The following is an 18,676-nucleotide window of genomic DNA, read 5'->3' on the forward strand; positions in this document are numbered from 1 at the left end:
AGATTTCTAGTATAGTAAGGAAAAATACCAATGTAAAAGCGCTTCCCCTTTAAAATAAACAATAATGGCAGCAAGTGCAATAGAAGGACCAAAAGGAAATGGAACTCCTTTCTTCACTTTACCAAAAAGCATCCCTATAACTGCAGCAATCATTCCTATTAGTGACGATAGGAAGAAAGTGAAGATAACCAACTCCCAGCCTAACACAAAGCCAAGAACAGCAAAAAGTTTCACATCTCCTCCGCCCATACCTCCCTTTGAGATAACAGCAATCAGGAATGGAATCAGGAAGCCCACGACCAATCCTAGTAAATGACCAGTTATTGATAGATAGGGAATGAATATTCGTTCCACAATAAATAGAGCAAAAAAGAATAAAAGTATTTTATTTGGTATGAGCATGTAATGGAGATCAGAAATGACAATGATAATAAGCATCGAAATCAATGTCCATGCAACTACTAGTTCATAAGTCCATCCCATCAAAAAAGGTGCAAGGACGAAAAGCCCAGCTGTTAAAAGCTCGAATAATGGATAAATAGGAGACACGGACTTTTGACAGTGCCGACATCTCCCTTTTAAAAATACATATGAAAGGACGGGGACTAAATCTAGCCCCGTCAATGTAGTTTTGCAACTTATACAGTGCGACCTCGGTGCGACAATAGACTCACCCTTGGGTATCCTAAGACCTACTACATTGTAGAAGGAGCCTAGGAGGAGGGCTAAGAAAAAAATCAAGTAATACATTTACTTTACAGAACTTCTATTTAATTCTGAAATTGCAACTGGGGATGTTGTGTCTGAACCATAAATACCATAGTTTGTTGTCCCTACAGAAGCAAGTAGTATTACTCCAGATATTTTATCCTCTGAAATAACTAAGTAAGATCCTTCTTCATTATATTCTCCCTTTTGAGGATTAGAAAACTCATCAATGTAGTTATTATCTATCAATTCTTTCAAAGTAATTTTCCCATCAGTAGCTAAATCAGGGCTATTTACTAAGACTAATTTACCAGCACTAATCATTTGTTGAGCATTTGCAACTTGCGCATCTTTCTTACTATTTTCAATCAACCCACCAATACTCGGTATAGCAATCGCCGCAATAATTCCCAATATAACTACAACAGCCAGTAATTCAATCAGTGTTAGCCCTTTTTCGTTCCGAAGCATGTTTTTGCATTTTTGTAACACGTAAATTTCCTCCCTTAATGGAAATAAGTAGTAATTAAATCTATTTATAATTCTATTATACTATGTTTTAAAATACAATATGATTTTACAGCATTCTACATCTGAATATGGTTAAAAATATCGAACATTGGAACTAGAATAGATGCGACTATAGTCCCGACTATTATTGCAAGCACCACAATCATTAACGGCTCTATTAAACTTTTTAATCGGTCTGTTGCATAGTCTACTTCTTTTTCGTAGAATTCCGCAATTTTTTCTAGCATGGTGTCTAAGGAGCCTGTGCTCTCGCCGATTGAAATCATTTGTGTGACAAGAGGTGGAAATGCCCAATGTTCTGACATTGGTCCTGTTAAGGATTCCCCTTTTTCTAGTTCTATTTTACTTTTTGAGATTACTTGGGATATTACTTCGTTATCGACAATTTTCTCTACAATGCTGATTGCTTGCAATATGGGAACAGAACTGGAAAACAAGGAACTTAGCGTTCTCGTCATTTTTGCAATAACTGCCTTCTGTAATAGAGTTCCGAAAATAGGCATTCGTAAAAGAGCATAATCAATGTAGTATTTCGTTTGTTTTTGCGTTTTCATTCCCATCAACGCCACAGCAAATCCAAGGCCAATCAATATGAGCAACCACCAATATCCCTGCATCCACTCGCTTGCGCCGAGGACAAAACGGGTAATTAGTGGAAGCTCAGCACCGAAGTCACTGAACATCGCGACAAAAGTAGGAACGACACCTACTAAAAGGAAGATCACCACTCCGATGGCAATAACTCCGAGAACAGCTGGATATGTTAACGCAGATACAATCTTTTGCTTTGTTTCATGTTGTTTCTCAAATTGAGTAGCAAGCCTGTCTAATGTATCATCTAGTGCTCCACTTGCTTCTCCTGCCTTAATCATGTTGATAAACATTGTGGAAAACACCTTGGGATGCTTAGCGGCAGCTTCTGAGAGAGGGTTTCCTTGTTTCATTTCTTCCTCCATATCAAAAAGCACACGCTTCAATGCTTTACTAGACGTTTGTTGTGCAAGGACATTTGCTGCGTCTACCACAGATATTCCTGCCCGAATGAGAGTGGAAAATTGACGAAGGAAAATGACAAAATCACGAAGCTTGACGGGGTTCCCAATTGTAATTTCTTTTGTGAAAATGGATTCTGGTACCACTTCTAGCTTCATGACACGGATACCTTTTTCCTTCAATTTCACAATTGCTTCCCTGCGAGAGCTGCTAATGATGCTTCCAGATTGTTTTCCTGCTGTGCTTCTACCGGTGTAGGTAAATTTAGGCATTTTGCAACGCCTCCTGTATATAACTCTCGGCAGAAAGCTTACTAATTTCTCCCTGCTGGATAAGTTGTTTAATACTCATTTCTAACGTATGCATACCTTGTGCACGGCTTGTTTGCATCACATTTTGAATCTGATGAATCTTTTCGTTTCTAATCAGATTCGCAACTGCGGGCGTATTGACGAGAATTTCAGTAGCGACTTTCCTGCTTTGGCGGTCAATAGTTGGAAATAGTCGCTGAGAGATAATTGATACTAGCACAGATGCAAGCTGAACCCGGATTTGCGCTTGTTGTGGTCCTGGGAAAACGTCAATAATCCGGTCTATAGTAGACGGAGCGCTTGTAGTATGTAGTGTTCCAAGGACAAGGTGGCCAGTTTCAGCGGCAGTTATAGCGGTCTGAATGGTCTCGAGATCTCGAAGCTCTCCAACTAGAATAATATCAGGGTCCTGTCTTAATGAAGCTCTAAGACCTGTCGCAAAACTCTTCGTATCAAAACCGACTTCACGCTGGTCGATGATACAGTGATGATGTTTGTGCAAGTATTCAATTGGATCTTCTAGTGTAATGATATGCTTTTTCTGTTTTCTATTAATAAAATCAATCATGGATGCAAGCGTTGTCGATTTCCCACTCCCAGTCGGACCTGTTACAAGAATGAGCCCTTGCGGTTTATCCACAAGTGTTTGTAGCACTTGTGGCAGCTGCAATTCCTCCAATGAAGGAATTCTAGTCGGAATTATACGGATAGCAATCGCAACAGAGGATCTTTGGCGATAGGCATTTACACGAAAGCGCGAAATTCCTGGTACACTATAGGAAAAATCCAATTCCCCTTTTTCCTCAAAGCGCTCCCACATGAAGTCTGGAATCATTTGCTTAGCAAGTGATTCCATATCTTCTGGTGCTAATGATTCTTGTCCGTATCGCTTCAGTTCTCCATTAATCCGAAAAACAGGGGCTACACCAACGGAAAGGTGAATATCGGAAGCTTTGCATTCATAAGCAGCATATAGCCAATCATTCATTTTTTCAATCAAATTACTCACCTACTCCAATAATGCGACACGTAAGATTTCCTCTGTTGTCGTCAAGCCTTTTCTTACTTTTTCTAAGCCATCATCAATTAAAAACACAGTATCCATCTCATTCGCCATATCACGGATTGATGAAGCTGATTCATTGTTCATAATGTGCTTTTTCATTTGGTCATTGATAACAAGAAGCTCATGAATGGCAAGGCGACCCTTATAGCCCGTCATATTGCATGTTCCACAGCCTTTTCCTCTCGGTACCTTTTCCACCGTTAAACCTCGTTTGGCAAATATCTCTACCTCTCTTACAGTCGGTTCTTCCATCACGCTACAGTCTCTGCATACTTTTCGGACAAGTCGCTGAGCAATAATTCCATTAATGGAGGAGGCAACAAGGAAAGGTTCCACCTTCATATCTATTAATCTCGTAATCGTACTGATAGAATCGTTCGTATGGAGCGTACTTAACACTAAGTGGCCGGTTAAGGATGCACGAATAGCCACTTCTGCTGTTTCTCTATCCCTGATTTCCCCTACCATAATAATGTTTGGATCCTGACGGAGAATGGCACGAAGCCCTTTTGCAAAGCTCATTCCGACATTAGTATTCACCTGGATTTGATTGATTCCTTCCAGCTGATATTCCACAGGATCTTCCACTGTAATAATATTTACTTCTTCACTGTTTAGGTGGTTCAAAGTAGCATATAATGTGGATGATTTCCCTGAACCTGTCGGACCTGTTATGAGAATAATTCCAGTAGGTCGGTGGATAAGATCCATCATACGATTATAATTTTTCTCATTAAAACCGAGCTGGTTTATATCATTTAGCGCACTGCTCATATCAAGAATACGCAAGACGATCTTTTCACCAAATACGGTTGGCAAAGTAGATACACGTACATCCACAGGGTGAAAATCTATATTTGTTTTGATTCGGCCATCTTGTGGAATGCGATGCTCGGTGATATCCATTTTCCCTAATATTTTTATTCTTGCTATTAGGACGTTTTGGGTATGTTTAGGCAGCGTACGTTCCATTCTTAGTACACCATCAATCCGAAATCTAACAACTACTTTCGTTTCTTGTGGATCAATATGGATGTCACTTGCTCGCTGTTGAACAGCATTTTGCAATAGTTGATTGACTATCTTAACAATAGGAGAATCATCTTCTGTAATGCTTTCCTCTTGTACGTTTTGCTCCAGTCTTGATTCAAATCCATTCAACAGCTCATCCATCGAATCTGTTGTTTCATAGTACTTGTTGATAGCACGAAGGATGTCATCTTTTGTCGCGATAATCGGCTCTATTTCAAATCCAGTAGATAAGCGCAGGTCATCCATTGCAAAGAAGTCCATTGGATCAGCCATCGCAACAAATAGCTTGTCCTGTTCTTTTTTCAGAGGAATGATAAGGTTCCGTTTCGCAAAATCCTTTGAAATTAAATGAATAAGCTTTTCATCTAATGGATATCGGTAAAGACTTACATGTGGAATACCGAGCTGGAACTCCAGTACTTCAATAAGCTGCTGCTCTGTAATATATCCTCGCTGCAAAAGCACATCTCCAATTTTTTGTTCCCTTGTCTTTTCCTTTAAGGCACTTTGAAGCTGACTTTCTGTGATGATCCCGGCATCTACAAGCAGGTCACCAAGTCTTTTTCTAATTTGTACCATGTTGTGATCATCCTTTTTTAACACTTATTTTCCCTCAGCACCGGAACCTTTTCCTGAATCATTATCTTCTTTTTTGTCATCACCATTTGAAGTACCAGGATTGGACGTATTATTGTTTCCTGTATTGGTATTTGGGTTACCTGTGGAATTTCCAGAGTTAGAATTATTATTTGTGTTACCAGAGTTATTTCCTGTATTCGTCCCTGTATTTGTATTGTTATTGTTACCAGTATTATTGTTATTTGTGCCTGTGTTATTATTGTTAGTTCCATTATTTGTTCCTGTATTAGTGCCAGGGTTTGTATTAGGATTATTGTTGGCACCTGTGTTTGTACCGTCATTATTTGTATCTGTTGCAACAACTGGTTTAGTCAGACTATGGAGTTCTACACGTTGTATTGGAGCGTAATAGTCCTCACTATAGACACTGGTTTCTACAGCTTTACCAGAAGAGTCAAGTGCTGTTCTCACCAATTGTATATAGCTGCCATTCCTACCGGTTTCTTTCACTCGAGTTTGATTGGTTGCTAATGTCGCGGAATATTGGATAACCTTTTTCGGTAATAACGCTTTTTTCTCCACTTGCTTAACTTCATACGTATACGGCAATTCTCCACCATTTAGGTTTGCTGTCATAGAGGTAGAATCGACCGAAAGTTGAATCGTAAATCTACCATTGTTAGGGTTCGTAAAAACAAAGTCCATTTTGTCTTTTTGAAATCTTGCCTCATAGCCTTCTGTAGCCCATGATGGTAGTTCTTTCGAAATATGTCTTTCCACTATTGTAAAATTAGTTGGAGCTATAACTTCATAAAAAAGGGATGCCAATATACTAGCTGATTCATCTGCGAGGGTAATTTCCTCATCCGCAAGCCACATATCCAAAGAGAATGTATGTTGAGGGTTTAGCTGGATTTCCTTCCCGTTAAGTACGTTTAACTCGGCTCCTGCAGTCCCACCTAACAAATTAATCCGTTTTTGAATATCTGTTTCTGCAATTGTATTTCCTTCTACTAAATAATCACTAAAAGAAAAAGTGTGGTCCCCTTCTTTTAACAAAGAAGCTACCGTTTCCAAATCACTTTTGAGTTTATCTGTATCCATACTTGCAAAAACATCGCTATTTTGAGTAATCTCCTCAATCTGTTCCAACAATGTTCCATGGGCAAGTTCCACTTTCAAAGGATTCTGAGATCCATCCTCTGCATACTCCACAGATTCTAATATGTTATAGGCAAATGCTTCTTTAGGTAATGGTTGGAGTTGGCCAGCCCATTCCAAATAAATGGTTCCATTTATTAGCCATTGATTTTTAGCATCTTCTATTTTCTCCAAAGCAGCTTGTTTGGAGGTGTTACTCACTTCTTCATTGGCAATCAATGTGGATTCCGAAAAGGAGTTAGTATGTGGTAGCCATTGATTGGTAACAAGTACCCCCACCTTAGAAAGTCCAAATATAAATACTGTACATACCAGCAGAGCAGCCAAAAGTTTTAGACTTTGCATTACTAACCCTCCATAAAGTAGCCTTATCGTGTTCTTAAACGCATGCTTTCCATTTAGCCCCAAATCAAACAAATACAATTTCAGAACTATCTAAATTTGTTAAAAAGTCCCCGATGAACTTTTCAATATGGATTCTCTTCTTTATTTGTTTCAAATAATTGATGATTTAAATCATGGTTTTGATGATTGGTTTCTGTTGAAGATTTAAACAAAGGAAGTCTTTGTAGTAGAATTGCGGTAAGCAGCAGGAGAAGTGCCATTGCCAATAAACTGTGCCACCAAGTATGTATTTGGTTAATATAGATCCCAAGGATGCTTACTAAAAAGGAGATTGCGGGTATGAACCATTTCCCCACTTTCGAAAATTTTATCGGTACTAAAAAACATAGTAATAATAGTAAAAGAAATGCCAGTCCGGCAAATACATAATTCCCCAATTTCTCACCACTTTCTCTCTGTTTCTCTGATTTTGTAGAATGTAAGAAACTATATTTATTGTATAATAAACCTAGTTAATTGGAAATAGTAGATTGCAAGAAGCTAACAAATTATTGGAAATTATTCCACTTACATCAACCACTGAAAGCTCCCGTCACTCTGACGGGAGCCTTTTCATCTTAAAAAACTGTCTTTATAGATAACTTAAAATGGAATAGCAGTGTCCGGTTCCTATCGCCTTTCCATTTTCTAATTAGGAAGTCTTTCGGTATTCTGCCACTTTGTTACGCCCAGCTTGTTTTGCCCCAACATACATAGCACGGTCAGCGTGTCGAATAAGATCTAACGTATCTTCTGCGTCATCTGGCGCAGTGGCAAATCCGATACTTGCGGTTACTTTTACAAGTTGCGCTCCTGGTGTATCCCGGATATGTTGTTTAAGAGGGAAGGACCTTGTAGCAATATGTACGCGAATTCTTTCTGCAAGCTCGAAGCATTGATTCCGTTCTATATTTGGTAGTAAAATAACAAACTCTTCCCCACCATATCTTGCTACTGTCCCTTTATTTCCTACAAGGGTTGTCAACCTCTCCGCCACTTGGGTGAGGATCTCATTTCCACTTTGATGTCCATAGAGATCATTGATCTTTTTAAAATGATCCAAATCCAGCATTATCAAGGAAAGCGAAGTAGAATGACCACTATTAAGCTTATTGTATTCCTCTTCAAGAAGACCTTCAAAGAAGCGGTAATTATAAAGTTTCGTCAAGGCACAGCGCTCACTTTTGTTTTTTGTTTCTTGATAGTGGCGGGCTTTTTCCATTGCAACTCCAAAATAAGAACAAAGAATATCCAAAATCATTAATTGCGATTTATCATAGGTACGTTTTGATGAGCTTGCTAATAATACTAGACCCTCAATTTTATGGTTTCGGATAACAGGGACACACATTAGGCTTTGGATCGTTGAGGGTAAATGGGTTTTCTCCACATATAACCATTCTTTTTTATTGCGATAACATACACTCTTTCCACGATTCAATACGTATGCAAGCAATTCCTCCTGTTCAAGCTTTAGCAGGGTATTGACCTTTATTATTTGATTTTTATCAATTACTCGCAGAATTTTCATGGTATTTTCGGCATTAACATCAATGATGGCAGCATAATCCACTTTAAATAGAGTTGATACCTTTTCAATAAAAATATCTAATACTCCTTTTGTATAAAGTCGTTCGGTTAGCTGATGACCGACATCTGCTGCCTGTTGAAGGTGACCATTTACCTTTTGACTAGAGTGATATAGTTTAAGAATTAAAGTTAGGATAATAAAAGGCAGTCCTACATAAAGAAGCGCTATTGGCCCCACCTGTTCATACAGGGTGTATAAGATAAGACCCACAGGTAATACGACAAGGCTTGTTACACCATCCCATTTCGTATCAGATGTGATGAATTTACTTTTCCTTTTGTAAATGGATACTTGAATAAAATATAGACTAACTTGGTTTAATGTAAAATACACCAGCTCATGCGCAAGGATCGGAGTAATGACCCCAATATTCCATAGCTTAATATTTCCAATCTCTCCACCGAGTGATAAAAACACAAAACCTGCAATGAGAGAAATCCCTGAAAACATTAACATATTAATGGGAATTCTCAACCTAGTTTCCTTATTAACACGTATGAAGATTAAAAGTGCAATTACAGAAATGAGGGTAATGATCATTTCGATGAAAAGACCAAAAGATAATAGTACTGCCAAAGACACACCTTGCGTTAAAAATAGATGTACATCCCCTACCACTATTGGGATAAATGCCAGAATGATAGCCAAAACAGCAAAGCCAAATATATGCCAGAGAGGCAATTCATTTAATGTAACAGGAGAAAGCCGATAACCCAGACACAAAAATATGGGAACTAGTGTAAAAAAGCATGCCCAAATCACCAATTCCTTTTGGCGACTCACTGCTTGTACGACCAAATTAACCTCTCCCTTCCTTATTCTATAAAGCTCTTTTAAAAAGTCCGCTTCTGGACCTTCAACTTTTTCACTTGAAGACTTGTCCTTTTCTTGATACTAAATGAAGGAAAATAAGATGGTAACAATTTTTAAAAGTGGTGCAAAAAAACAAAATTTTCGATAACAGCCGTCATTTATTATCACGTGCATTCACAATAATTAAATATTATCAAATTTTCTAACATTTGTCACAAGAAAAATAGGATAATTATCCCTAATTTTAATATGCATTCCTATAAGAGATAAGTCCTAATTTCGGAAATAAAGTACAGAGAACCTGTGATGAGAAGCACAGAATCCTCATTTAGCCTTGGTAATAATTGTTTTATGGCGATTTCCCAGTCTTCTTCAACTACCTTCTTGGGATGGCTACATACTTGAAAAAGATCTTCTGCTTTTGCTGCCCTGTTAAAATCGAAAGAAGTGAAAATCATTTCTGTTGCAACCTCCTCCAACTGATGAATCATCGATTCGACTGGTTTATCCACTAGCGCACTAAATACTATGTACACGTTTTTTTCACTGAACTTACGTTTAATAAAAGTTACTAACGCATCTACAGCTTCTGCATTATGTGCTCCATCCAGAACAATTAATGGATTTTCATTAACTATTTCTAATCTTCCTGGATGCCTAGCTTTCCTAAAAGCACTTAATAAATTTTTGTCTTTTCTTTTTACATATCCCATTTCTGCGAGTGTAAGATAAGCCATTATTGCAAGACTTGCATTAGCAACTTGATGACTGCCTTGAAATGGGATACGTATGTGAGGAATATCTATATCCTGTGAACGAAAGGAGAATTCCTCCTGTTGCACATCATCTAAGTAATAAGTAAAATCATCATTTATAAACATGCATTTTGCATATTTTTCTTGTGCTTCCTGCTCAATTACTTTTTTTGCTTCGTCCTGAATCACACCAGAAATGACAGGAATAGATACTTTAATGATGCCAGCTTTATGGTATGCGATTTTCTCCAAAGTATCTCCTAAAAAACCTAGATGATCATAGCCGATATTCGTAATAATAGAAAGTATCGGAAGGAGGATATTGGTTGAGTCTTCACGCCCACCTAGTCCTACCTCCACAAGCGCAAAGTCTACCTTTTTTATTTCAGCAAAATAATAAAATGCCATTGCTGTGTGCAATTCAAATTCTGTTAATTCAGCCTCTTCCAAGCCATGAGCATAAAATACTTTTATCATTTCCATCATCTCTTCATCAGAGATCATTACACCATTCACTGAAATCTGGTCATTGATATATTGATAGGCAGGAGAATGGAAAACTCCCACGTTCATTTCCTCTTCTCGCAACACACTCTCTAATAAACGTAAGGTGGATCCTTTTCCATTTGTTCCACCAATATGAATTGCCTTTAATTTATCTTGTGGGTTACCTAAATTGGCTAAAAACATCTCCAATCGGTCCAGCCCTAAGTTGATTTCATTTTTTATAGGTACATCCGTAACAGCTTGCACTTCTTTCCACGATTTAAACATGTTTTCTCCTTTACTCAGGTATATTCGATTTGTGCCTTTTAGGTTAATATAGTGAATAGTAACATTCATAGCGATACATATAGACAAATTTTGATATTTATTATGGAGGAAAAGATGGCAGATTATCAAGCCTGGATTATATATAATGGAAATTTATCGGAAGAAAAATTCATCGAGTTGGCAAGCTGGATTGATACAGTCGCCAAGTCATACTCAATTACCACCAAGTTAGTGAAAAATAATCATCTACTTCCTACTTGCTCCGACACAGGACCGACGTTAGTAGGATACTCAGAACCAGAGCTTCCCCATTTTGTTATTTTCCTTGATAAAGATGTGCTTCTTGCTAAACAATTCGAATCAATGGGGATTCCTGTCTACAATAATGCAAATTGCATTGAAACTTGTGACAATAAATCACTTACCTTCCAAGTGTTGGCTGCTCATGGGATTCCAATGCCTAAAACGATTTTGGCCCCATTTGTGTTTCATCAACATCAGGATTATACACCTTTTCACCAAGCAGCAAAAGCTCTAGGTTTCCCGCTTGTCTTAAAAGAAGCTTACGGGTCTTTTGGAATGCAAGTATATTTGATACACAGTATGGGAGATCTTCTACAAAAAATAAATGAGCTTGGTAACCGGCCTTTTCTTCTTCAGGAATTTATAGCGTCTAGCAAAGGAAAAGACATTCGGTTGAATGTAGTCGGAAATGAAGTAGTTGCGTCTATGATGCGTATTTCTTCAACAGATTTCAGGGCAAACGTGAGCAATGGAGGAGAGATGTTGACGTACGATCCTTCTGAAGAAGAAATAGAACTTGCGATAAAAAGTAGCCAACTGGTCGGTGCTGATTTCGCAGGAGTGGATCTCCTGTTTTCAGAAGATGGGTCACCACTTGTTTGTGAAATTAACTCCAATGCACATATCAAAAATATTTTTGATTGCACAGGGATCAATGTAGCCAGCTATATTGTTCCGCACATCTTACAAAAGTACAAGGAGCATTTGAAATGAAAAAGCGGGGCTGGCTGGTTTACGAAGAGGAACATGCTAGCAAGAATGCTGCATTCATCGATTGGTTTCTTCAAGAAGCAGAAAATCTAAATATAACATTGGATTTCATTTTGCAATCCAATATTTCTTTTGGTGCAGGGCCAAAAGGACTCTTTTTATCTGTCAATGGAATAAAGAGCAATACTCCAGACTTTGTAATAATGCGAAATATTTATCCATTATTTAATATGCAGCTAGAAAAAATGAACATTGCTTGCTTCAATCCCTTTCATGTTTCTTCTATCTGTAACGATAAAGCAGCAACGCACCAATATCTTGCACCACACGGTATTCCAATGCTTGAGACGCATTTTGTCCATTCGAAAGACTTACAAACCAATACGCTACCAATCCCCTTTCCTTTTATCTTAAAATCTCGCACAGGAAGAGGCGGAGAACAAGTCTTTATGGTGAATGAACAAGAAGAATTAGTAGAAGTACTAGATGCTTTAAACGAGCACGAGCTTATCCTTCAGCCTCTTGCTGGTACCCCTGGAAAAGACCTTAGAGTCTATGTGCTGGGTGATAAAATTGTAGGAGCAGTATTAAGAAAAAACGATAAAAGCTTTAAAGCAAATTATTCACTTGGTGGAAGTGCAGACGCATACTTCCTAAATGAGAGAGAAAAGGCGCTAGTATCACAAATCACAAAGCTCTTTGATTTTGGTCTTGCGGGCATCGATTTCTTGTTTGATAAGGAAAATAATCTACTTTTTAATGAAATAGAAGATGTGGTAGGCTGTAGGACATTGTGCCAAACAAGTGAAGTGAATATTGTACAGCTTTATTTATCGTTTATTTTAGACAAGTTGGAAAGGGAGCGAATCAGATGACAATCCAAACGATGAACGAGGCAATCCCTTATCTCTACTCTTCTTTACTTAGAGCGCAACCGCATCACATAGCAGAAAATGATGCGATTACTCGTGCTCCCCATTTAACAAGAAAGTTGCTGGAAACTTTGAATTTACTTCCACCTAAAGAAAAGACCATTCTGGTAACTGGTAGTAAAGGCAAAGGTTCCACATCTAGGATGATTGCTGCAATATTACGTCGTTTAGGATACAAAGTTGGCTTGTTCACTTCCCCCCATCTCATTCATTACAATGAGAGAATTAGGATTAATGGAAAAGCAATATCCGATGAAAAATTTTTATACTTTATGAATAGCCATGCTCCAGCAATTGACGACATTACAGGTAGAATCGAAAACCCAAAACATTATCTTGGACCAACCGGTATCCTTTTATCCATTGCACTTGCTCATTTTAAAGAAGAGCAAACAGATATTAATGTCATTGAAATTGGTCGAGGTGGAACTTATGACGATACGAATGTTCTAGAAAACAAATGGGCAATTATTTCAAAAGTGATGGAAGAACATGTCGGGTATCTTGGAAATACTATTTATGATATTGTCTCCCATAAGACTGGGATCGTAAAAAGCATGACAGATCATGTGATAATCGGGAAGCAAACGAATGATGTCATGACCTACATAAAAAGTAAGCTTAGTATTGAGGCCTCCTATTATGGAGCAGACTTTATCCCAAGTCTACTAAGATCGGATTTGTCAGGAAGCTACTTTGATTGTCTGATGAGTAAAAGTAACTATGAAAATCTTTTCCTCCCACTGTTAGGATCTTTTCAAACAGAAAATGCTGCTCTAGCGATCCAAGCATGTGAAACAATTGTTAAATCTGCTATTCCTGTTAACGTAATTCAAGAGTCCCTAGAAAGTTTAAAGTGGCCAGGTAGATTAGAAGTTATCTCAAAAGATCCATACATTATTTTAGATGGTACAATTAATCGAGTTTCTGCAGAATATATAAAAGAAATGTTGCCGCTAGTGGATTCTAAAAAAGTAGCAACCATTATTGCGGTTCCTGAAAATAAAGATTACGAAGGTGTCATTCAAGTTTGCAGCAAGTTTTCTCACATATTGGTGGTAACTACACCTGAACATTCCCACAAAAACTTTCCAAAAGATGCTTTGGAAGTAGCAAGAAAATATCATGCAGCTGCCCAAGAAACAAAACTGCTATCTAAAGCGATAGATTTGGTGATGCAAGAAAAAGCAACCACAATCTTTATTGTCGGCACTCAATCTATGATAGGAAGCGCAAAGGAAATTTGGAAGGATTCGTTAATGGATATTGGGTAAGTTAGAATGGGTAGGGTTTCATCATTCAATGTGGTTTTTTGATAAGTTGTTTGTGAGAATTGCATCATTACCGAAAATTTCTTGGATAACACAATTAAAAATGGTAGCAGAGATCGTGACTAATCTCAGCTACCATTTTTTATTAGCAAAGCTATGACTTATTACCCTTTTAATTCTTCGATACGAGCCTTCACAGCGTTGCGTTTTTCCACATAATCTTTTTCTTTTGCTTTTTCTTCTTCTATTACATTTTCAGGAGCTTTTATGATGAAACCTTGATTAGATAGCTTTTTCTGTACACGATCAACTTCTTTATTAAGCTTGGCAAGCTCTTTATTCAAACGTGCAATCTCTTCATCAATGTTAATAAGACCCTGTAATGGCAGGATTAACTCCGCCCCAGTTACAACAGCTGTCATTGCTTTTTCTCCGTCTCCCAATGATACATCTATACCTATTAGCAGGTCACTCGGGTTACAGAAGCGTTCAAGATAAGAACGGTTTACTTCTAGTTTTTCAGCAATGTCAGTAGTTTTCGTTTTTACAAGCAGTTTAACTTGCTTGCTCATTGGCGTGTTCACTTCTGCACGTACATTACGGACACTGCGAATGATGTCCACTAATAAACGCATATCAGCAGCTGCATCTTTATCTGTAAGCTCGCTCTTCACCTCTGGCCATTTCGCAACTGTAATAGACTCTCCTTCATGAGGAAGCTGCTGCCATATTTCTTCTGTAATAAATGGCATGAATGGATGCAATAATCGCATCGTGTTATCAAGCACATAAGCTAAAATGGAACGAGTTGTCTTTTTAGCTGCTTCATCTTCACCATAAAGTGGTAGCTTAGCCATTTCAATATACCAGTCACAGAAATCATCCCAGATGAAGTTGTATAGCGCACGCCCTACTTCCCCAAACTCGTATTTCTCAGCAAGTTTTGTTACTGTCTCGATTGTTTCGTTTAAACGAGTTAAGATCCACTTGTCAGCCACAGACTTTTTGCCACTTAAATCGATTTCTTGAAATTTCATATCACCCATATTCATTAAAGCAAAACGGGAGGCATTCCAGATCTTATTGGCGAAATTCCAAGTAGATTCGACTTTTTCATAACTGAAACGAAGGTCTTGACCAGGTGAACTTCCAGTAGATAAGAAATAACGCAAGGAATCTGCGCCGTACTTCTCGATAACCTCCATTGGATCAACACCATTACCAAGGGATTTACTCATTTTTCGACCTTGCTCATCACGAACTAGTCCGTGGATCAATACGTCATTGAACGGGCGTTCCCCAGTGAATTCAAGACCTTGGAAAATCATACGAGATACCCAGAAGAAAATGATATCATAACCAGTAACTAAACAAGCGGTTGGGTAATAACGTTGATAATCCAATGATTCGGTCTCAGGCCAGCCCATTGTTGAGAACGGCCATAACGCTGAACTAAACCAAGTATCCAATACATCTGTATCTTGCTCCCAGTTTTCGATATCTGTAGGTGGTTCATGATCTACATGAATTTCCCCAGTTTCTTTATGATACCAAGCTGGAATACGATGTCCCCACCAAAGTTGACGGGAAATACACCAATCTCGAATATTTTCCATCCAGCGCAAATAAGTATTCTCAAAACGGTTTGGAACGAAATTAACTTTATCTTCGTTTGATTGCAGCTCAATCGCTTTGTCAGCAAGTGGTTGCATTTTTACAAACCATTGTGTAGAAAGGTAAGGCTCAACTACTGCACCACTGCGCTCACTGTGTCCAACAGAATGTAGGTGGTCTTCTATCTTGAAAAGAACACCTTCTTCCTGCAAATCTTTTACAAGTTGTTTCCGGCATTCAAAACGATCTAGCCCTTCGTATTTACCAGCCTTTTCGTTCATGCTACCATCTTCATTCATAACGAGTATTCGCCCCAAGTTATGTCGGTTCCCAATTTCGAAATCATTCGGGTCATGTGCTGATGTTATTTTAACTGCACCAGAACCGAATTCCATATCCACATAGTCATCAGCCACAATTGGAATCTCACGGCCAGTAATTGGTAATGTCACCATTTTTCCAATTAAATGCTTATAGCGCTCATCTTCAGGATGAACTGCGACTGCGGTATCACCAAGCATCGTTTCTGGACGTGTTGTGGCAATTTCAATATGTCCAGATCCATCAGATAATGGATATCTCATATGATAGAACGCCCCTTGTACATCCTGGTAAATAACCTCAATATCTGAAAGAGCTGTTTTCGTAGCTGGATCCCAGTTAATAATATACTCTCCGCGATAAATAAGTCCTTTTTTATATAGTTTTACAAATACTTCACGAACTGCCTTGGAAAGTCCTTCATCTAATGTGAATCGTTCGCGGCTATAATCCAAGCCAAGACCAAGTTTAGACCACTGCGTTCGGATATGCTTGGCATATTCATCTTTCCATTTCCAAGCTTCTTCCATAAACTTTTCGCGACCTAGATCATAACGTGAAATTCCTTGGTTACGTAGCTTCTCGTCTACTTTAGCCTGTGTAGCAATTCCGGCATGATCCATTCCTGGTAGCCATAAAACATCAAATCCCTGCATACGCTTCATACGTGTGATGATATCTTGTAACGTGGTATCCCATGCATGACCAAGGTGTAATTTACCCGTTACATTTGGTGGTGGAATTACAATCGTGTAAGGTGATTTCTCCTGATCATTTGTCGCTTCAAAAAAACGACCATCCTGCCAATATTGATAACGGTTTTTCTCTATCGTTTGCGGGTCATATTTTGTAGGGAGATTTACTTCATTCGTTTCCATAATACTTTCCTCCTGTTCTTTTAAGAAATGGCATTGTTTCGGTTTGTTGTTGAGAATAAACCGAAACAAGCCAACAAAAAACTCCCTTCATCCAATAAAAGGACGAAAGGAGTTAAGTTTCGCGGTACCACCTTTTTTCACAGGGAAATAATGAGACTTCCCCTGTACACTCTAATCGGATAACGGCTTTTCACCGGTTTCAACTACTAAACATTTTCATTGAAACTACTCAAGGGCGACCTTCCAATCCAGCTTTCCTAAGAAACCTTTCAGCATATGGTTTCTCTCTCTTAAGGGGCCTGGCATTGTACTCTTCCCTGTCCATGTATTTAAATCATATTATTATCTTTCTATGTTACATAATAGAAGTACTAATAGTCAATAAGCATCTCCAACTTTTTATTAACTTATGCATAAAATTTATTATTTGTGCAATTTTGGGCACTAATTTCTAAATAGGCTCATATCTTGGTTATATACGCTTCAAAACTTGTACGTTAAAGGAGGTACAAACTATGCGGAAATACAATCCCTATTCCTTGCCACCTTGGCTTAGACAAGTTCGGGGTGTATGTGCGCAGTTTATAATTCCCATCTGTGTATTTCAAGGAATTCGCACCATTTTTCTACCAACAACGTTTGATGTTTTGATTTTAGCCATATGTATTGTCATTGCAATTTGTTTTCACTTGGAATGGATATAAGAAAAGCCGGGCAAACCCGCCCGGTCTTTTTTTATTGCCTATATCCGAATATTTCACTTACACTGAATACTTTTCCTTCCATGTTTAATGATATAAAAACGATGCGGAGAGTCTCCTTCTTGAAAAATTAGCATGATAAGCTAGCAGTAATATTTGAAGCAATAAAGAGACCCATTCCAGGTTAACTGGTTTGGGTCTCTTTATTTTTCTTCTGTTCTTCGATTTGATGTATTCTACCTGCAACATACTCGATGTTTTTCGCCATCCAGTAGCCATCCTGAATTTTCTTTACTAACTCACGTTCAGAGTGGAAGCGACCCCTCATATTTTTAGGCTGTTGGTACTGATTAACTGCCTGCATAAACGAGGCAGGATGGGATAGGTAACTTAAAGTGAGGTCTTTTTCGTAATCTTGCAGGCTGAATCCTTTTTGGTAATCATAAAACCAATCTATACAATCATCACAAAAAATAGGATATGTTTTTAAGTAACGCTGATAAAAACTAATAATGTCATTAGCAGGTGCCGCCTGCTTTGCCCTTTCCCAACTAATAAAATAGCCTCTACCATCAGTATCTTTTACAAAGTGGTGAAAGGAAATTCTTCCGTGCGTCATCGCAACCCGATGTTTTTTTGTTTCTTTCACGGCTTCTTGCCAGTCTTCCAATTTTTTTTGGGAAAATTTTTGCGCAAGTGATATTTCATGTGCATAAGTACACACCTGTAGTTCAAAAGGGGACATATAAAGCTTTTTCTCACATGAATCTACAAATCTTTCTAATTCTTGTTCTTCTTTCGTCCAATTTCTGGAAAGATTATTGTAATAGTTCGTTATTTCTTCTTCAGGATATTCTTTTTCAGAAACGGTCATACTATGCAATTTGGCAAGTTCCTTAAACATTAAACTGTCTTTATAATCCACTTCCCGCTCTTCCTCATCCTCAATCCAAGGCATCAGATAATAAGCATCATTCATTGACTCTATAAAATAATACCCCTGTCTTGTTTGATAAATAGGTACCACCGTTTTAATACCGCGTTGAAAGAGAGAATGAATATTACGGAACAAAGGATATGCACTTTCCTTTTTTATTTTTTTCAATGCAAATGCACCATTTTTTGTGGCAACCCTCCATACTCCCCCATGCTGTTCGATAAATTCTGGAATCATTCCATATTGATAGATTAATTCTTCGATGCCATGCACATTCGTCTGCATATCGAAAACTCACTTTCCTCTTTTA

Annotated in this window: 16 protein-coding genes and 1 other annotated feature; of the genes, 5 read left to right on the forward strand and 11 right to left on the reverse strand. The window is 38.1% G+C overall.

Annotated elements, in window-relative coordinates:
- Positions 1-6: 6 nt before the first annotated feature.
- From LRP81_RS01390 to LRP81_RS01430, 9 genes are all read right to left on the reverse strand, one after another.
- Positions 7-750: a prepilin peptidase gene (locus LRP81_RS01390; RefSeq protein WP_230499435.1), complete on the reverse strand. Its 744-nt coding sequence runs from the start codon at positions 748-750 to the stop codon at positions 7-9.
- Positions 751-1,200: a type II secretion system protein gene (locus LRP81_RS01395; RefSeq protein ID WP_399206784.1), complete on the reverse strand. Its 450-nt coding sequence runs from the start codon at positions 1,198-1,200 to the stop codon at positions 751-753.
- 95 nt (positions 1,201-1,295) lie between these two features.
- On the reverse strand, positions 1,296-2,504 hold the full coding sequence (locus LRP81_RS01400; protein ID WP_230499436.1) for a type II secretion system F family protein: 1,209 nt from the start codon (positions 2,502-2,504) through the stop codon (positions 1,296-1,298).
- Positions 2,497-3,543, reverse strand: coding sequence for a type IV pilus twitching motility protein PilT (locus LRP81_RS01405; RefSeq protein ID WP_230499437.1), 1,047 nt, complete (start codon positions 3,541-3,543; stop codon positions 2,497-2,499). Before LRP81_RS01405 ends, LRP81_RS01400 begins: the two co-directional genes overlap by 8 nt.
- A gap of 9 nt (positions 3,544-3,552) precedes the next feature.
- On the reverse strand, positions 3,553-5,220 hold the full coding sequence (locus LRP81_RS01410; RefSeq protein WP_230499438.1) for a GspE/PulE family protein: 1,668 nt from the start codon (positions 5,218-5,220) through the stop codon (positions 3,553-3,555).
- A gap of 24 nt (positions 5,221-5,244) precedes the next feature.
- Positions 5,245-6,726 carry a VanW family protein gene (locus tag LRP81_RS01415; protein ID WP_230499439.1) on the reverse strand — a complete coding sequence of 494 codons (1,482 nt, stop codon included), beginning with the start codon at positions 6,724-6,726 and terminating at the stop codon, positions 5,245-5,247.
- A 122-nt stretch (positions 6,727-6,848) separates the two neighbouring features.
- Positions 6,849-7,163, reverse strand: coding sequence for a hypothetical protein (locus tag LRP81_RS01420; RefSeq protein ID WP_230499440.1), 315 nt, complete (start codon positions 7,161-7,163; stop codon positions 6,849-6,851).
- A 254-nt stretch (positions 7,164-7,417) separates the two neighbouring features.
- Entirely contained in the window at positions 7,418-9,139 is a 1,722-nt protein-coding gene (locus LRP81_RS01425; protein WP_230499441.1) for a sensor domain-containing diguanylate cyclase, read from the reverse strand.
- 287 nt (positions 9,140-9,426) lie between these two features.
- Positions 9,427-10,698: a bifunctional folylpolyglutamate synthase/dihydrofolate synthase gene (locus tag LRP81_RS01430; protein WP_230499442.1), complete on the reverse strand. Its 1,272-nt coding sequence runs from the start codon at positions 10,696-10,698 to the stop codon at positions 9,427-9,429.
- A 114-nt stretch (positions 10,699-10,812) separates the two neighbouring features.
- Between LRP81_RS01430 and LRP81_RS01435 the strand changes: the two genes are divergently transcribed.
- From LRP81_RS01435 to LRP81_RS01450, 4 genes are read left to right on the forward strand one after another with little or no spacing between them, the layout of a single operon-like run.
- Positions 10,813-11,715 (forward strand): ATP-grasp domain-containing protein, encoded by a 903-nt coding sequence (locus LRP81_RS01435; RefSeq protein WP_230499443.1) that lies wholly within the window; start codon positions 10,813-10,815, stop codon positions 11,713-11,715.
- Complete coding sequence (locus tag LRP81_RS01440) at positions 11,712-12,587, forward strand: ATP-grasp domain-containing protein (protein WP_230499444.1); 876 nt, start codon at positions 11,712-11,714, stop codon at positions 12,585-12,587. Before LRP81_RS01435 ends, LRP81_RS01440 begins: the two co-directional genes overlap by 4 nt.
- A complete protein-coding gene (locus LRP81_RS01445; protein ID WP_230499445.1) occupies positions 12,584-13,918 on the forward strand; it encodes a bifunctional folylpolyglutamate synthase/dihydrofolate synthase in 1,335 nt (444 codons plus the stop codon). The genes LRP81_RS01440 and LRP81_RS01445 overlap by 4 nt, the downstream gene beginning before the upstream one ends.
- A complete protein-coding gene (locus tag LRP81_RS01450; RefSeq protein ID WP_230499446.1) occupies positions 13,911-14,075 on the forward strand; it encodes a hypothetical protein in 165 nt (54 codons plus the stop codon). Before LRP81_RS01445 ends, LRP81_RS01450 begins: the two co-directional genes overlap by 8 nt.
- A 4-nt stretch (positions 14,076-14,079) precedes the next feature.
- Here LRP81_RS01450 and LRP81_RS01455 read toward each other — a convergent pair whose 3' ends face one another.
- A complete protein-coding gene (locus LRP81_RS01455; RefSeq protein WP_230499447.1) occupies positions 14,080-16,728 on the reverse strand; it encodes a valine--tRNA ligase in 2,649 nt (882 codons plus the stop codon).
- 95 nt (positions 16,729-16,823) lie between these two features.
- Positions 16,824-17,061, reverse strand: a binding site (T-box leader).
- A 182-nt stretch (positions 17,062-17,243) separates the two neighbouring features.
- Here LRP81_RS01455 and LRP81_RS01460 point away from each other — a divergent pair.
- A complete protein-coding gene (locus tag LRP81_RS01460; RefSeq protein ID WP_082892102.1) occupies positions 17,244-17,432 on the forward strand; it encodes a hypothetical protein in 189 nt (62 codons plus the stop codon).
- 181 nt (positions 17,433-17,613) lie between these two features.
- Here LRP81_RS01460 and ysxE read toward each other — a convergent pair whose 3' ends face one another.
- Positions 17,614-18,651: a spore coat protein YsxE gene (ysxE, locus tag LRP81_RS01465; protein WP_230499448.1), complete on the reverse strand. Its 1,038-nt coding sequence runs from the start codon at positions 18,649-18,651 to the stop codon at positions 17,614-17,616.
- Between the last annotated feature and the right edge of the window lie 25 nt (positions 18,652-18,676).

Origin of the sequence: Sutcliffiella rhizosphaerae, assembly GCF_917563925.1 — a bacterium.
In the GTDB taxonomy this organism is placed as follows: Bacteria; Bacillota; Bacilli; order Bacillales; family Bacillaceae_I; genus Sutcliffiella_A; species Sutcliffiella_A rhizosphaerae.